The sequence below is a fragment of the Sutterella sp. genome, assembly GCF_052272535.1.
Classification (GTDB): domain Bacteria; phylum Pseudomonadota; class Gammaproteobacteria; order Burkholderiales; family Burkholderiaceae_F; genus Sutterella.
The window spans coordinates 1-2,127 of sequence record NZ_DAVZJY010000315.1 but is presented as its reverse complement, the minus strand read 5'-3'; the positions used below and the strand labels follow the sequence as shown (position 1 = coordinate 2,127).

The window sequence follows — 2,127 nt, the reverse complement described above, 5'->3', positions numbered from 1 at the left end:
TTCTTTCATGTTAATTTGAATGCAAACCTATTAGGTATGCTATTTTAACAAAAAAAGGCCAAGCATTTCAATCAAAAACTAGCCTAAGAATCCATGAATATCAATGAATAAGAATTTGTGGGCGCTATTTCATAGCACCCCTAAGTTCGAGCGATACAGATTAAATGGCTCCGGGCCTTGACCCGAGGCAGCTTCGGACTACCGCACAACGACGTAATCCGAATTCGGGGAGTGGATAAGCTCAGAAAAATCAACGTTGCAGGATTCGCCCGCAAGGCATAGGATGCGCAAATTCCTTCTGCATCAGGGGGGCAGCCCCGCATCGAGGCAACGCCTATCCACATGTATGCACGAAACCTCAAAAAAATCCCGGGCCGCTTCCGGTCCGGGATTTTCTGAGGATTCCTCAGGCTTGCGCGGGGATTACTTCGCGGCGGCCTTGAAGGGGATCACGTAGCCGTAGTTGTGGCCGGCCGTCGGGTGGCAGGCGAGGCAGTCAACCTTCTTCTCGGCGTTGGGGCCCATGCCCTTGTGGATGGCGCCGATGAGCGGACGCTTCGGATCGTACATGCGGGTGACGTCGTGGCAGCCGCGGCAGGCGGAGAAGTCGCGGTCGATCATCTGCTGATGGACGGCGGTCGCCATTTCGGGGCGCTTCTCGAGCTGCTTCTCGGGGGTGCTCATCGTGCCGCGGATTTCACCGAAGAGGGACTTCGAGCCGGCGATCGCCTTGTCGATCAGGAGCGCCGTGTAGTCGATCGGGCCGGCGAAGTGGTTCGACTCGTTCTTCAGGTGGCAGTCCGAGCAGCCGGCCGTGGCGCCCGAACCCGTGCGGAAGTGCAGGCCCTTCTGATAGGCCGTGTACGTGACGTCCATCGAGTGGCAGAACTCGCCGCAGAACTTCTCCGTGCCGGCCCAGTGAACGACCGAAGTGAGAACGCCGACGAAGACGATGCCGATCGCAACGCCGACGACGCACCAGAGCGCAAGATACCAGGGGCTGTCTTTTTTCATGGTAGGAACCTTTGTTTGGATGTAATTGTTCTGTCGGCTTCCTGCAGGATTGTTCTGTTGCGGCGGGCGCTTGGGGCGGAAGTCGGGGTCAGGAAAATGCTGAAGTACGGTGTAAACAGGCCGTTTTTTCTTCAGGCGCAATGATATGCAACCATGTGTAAGCGCGGGGTTTGAGAATTTGATAAGCGTCAATATTGCAGGGTTTTCGCAGACTTCCTTTGGAGGGAGCCCCCCTGATGCTTAAGAACTAGGCGGCGCGCGGGAAGTCCTACTTGGCGAGCGCGATCACGATCACCGAGGGCGGCAGCGACGCGACCGCCTTCTGGTGCAGCTTGAGCCCGTGGCCGGCGCGTGCGAACCCCACGATCACGAGTCCGGAGGGCAGGCGGATCGAGCATTCGCCGCCGCGCGCGGCGCGCTCGCTGCCGATCACCTCGCCCACGATGAGGTTCGCTTCGCGCGCGTCGGAGTCTTCCGGATAGTCCGCGGTGATGTTGATGGCGGTCGCCTTGGCGAGCGCGAGCACCTCCATGCCTTCGCGCAGGCTGAGGAGCTGCGCGGACTCTTTCGTCACCGATGCGCGGATGAGGTGCGTGTCGTCGATCCTCAGGATGAGCTTCACGAGCGCCGAGCCGATCTTCATCGTCTCGATCACCGCGGGGAACTGGTTGCGCATCGAGGTCTGCAGCGACGCCGCGGACACCCGAGCGAGGGCCGCGTGTGGGGCGCCGGTCGCCGCGGCGGAAAAGCGCTCCAAAACCGCCCGGCGCGCGCGGGCGAGTTCGTCGGCGAGGTCGAGCACCATGCGCCCGGCCGAGGTGAGCCGCGTGCCGCCGCCGTGCGCGCCCCCGACCACCTTTTCGACGAGCGGCGTCCCGGCGAGGTTCGTGAGCGTGTCGATCGCCTGCCAGGCGGCCTTGTAGCTCACCCCGGCGCTCCGCGCCGCTTCGGAGATGGATCCGACGTCGGCGATGCGACGCAGAATGTCCACGCGTTTGTCGGTCTGTTCGGAGAGAATCCCGGCGAGAAGCTTCGGGTCGGCGGGGCTGTCGGACATGTCGTATGGCTCCATGGGAGTAGAAAAAATCACCCGAGAGGGGGTTGATTGTGTTT

2 protein-coding genes are annotated in these 2,127 nt (G+C 61.1%); both read right to left on the bottom strand.

Annotated elements, in window-relative coordinates:
• Positions 1 to 423 precede the first annotated feature (423 nt).
• Positions 424 to 1,014: a cytochrome c3 family protein gene (locus ACT6Y9_RS10615; protein WP_295476873.1), complete on the bottom strand. Its 591-nt coding sequence runs from the start codon at positions 1,012 to 1,014 to the stop codon at positions 424 to 426.
• Positions 1,015 to 1,282: 268 nt separating this feature from the next.
• Positions 1,283 to 2,071, bottom strand: coding sequence for a LysR family transcriptional regulator (locus tag ACT6Y9_RS10610; protein ID WP_443744507.1), 789 nt, complete (start codon positions 2,069 to 2,071; stop codon positions 1,283 to 1,285).
• Positions 2,072 to 2,127 lie beyond the last annotated feature (56 nt).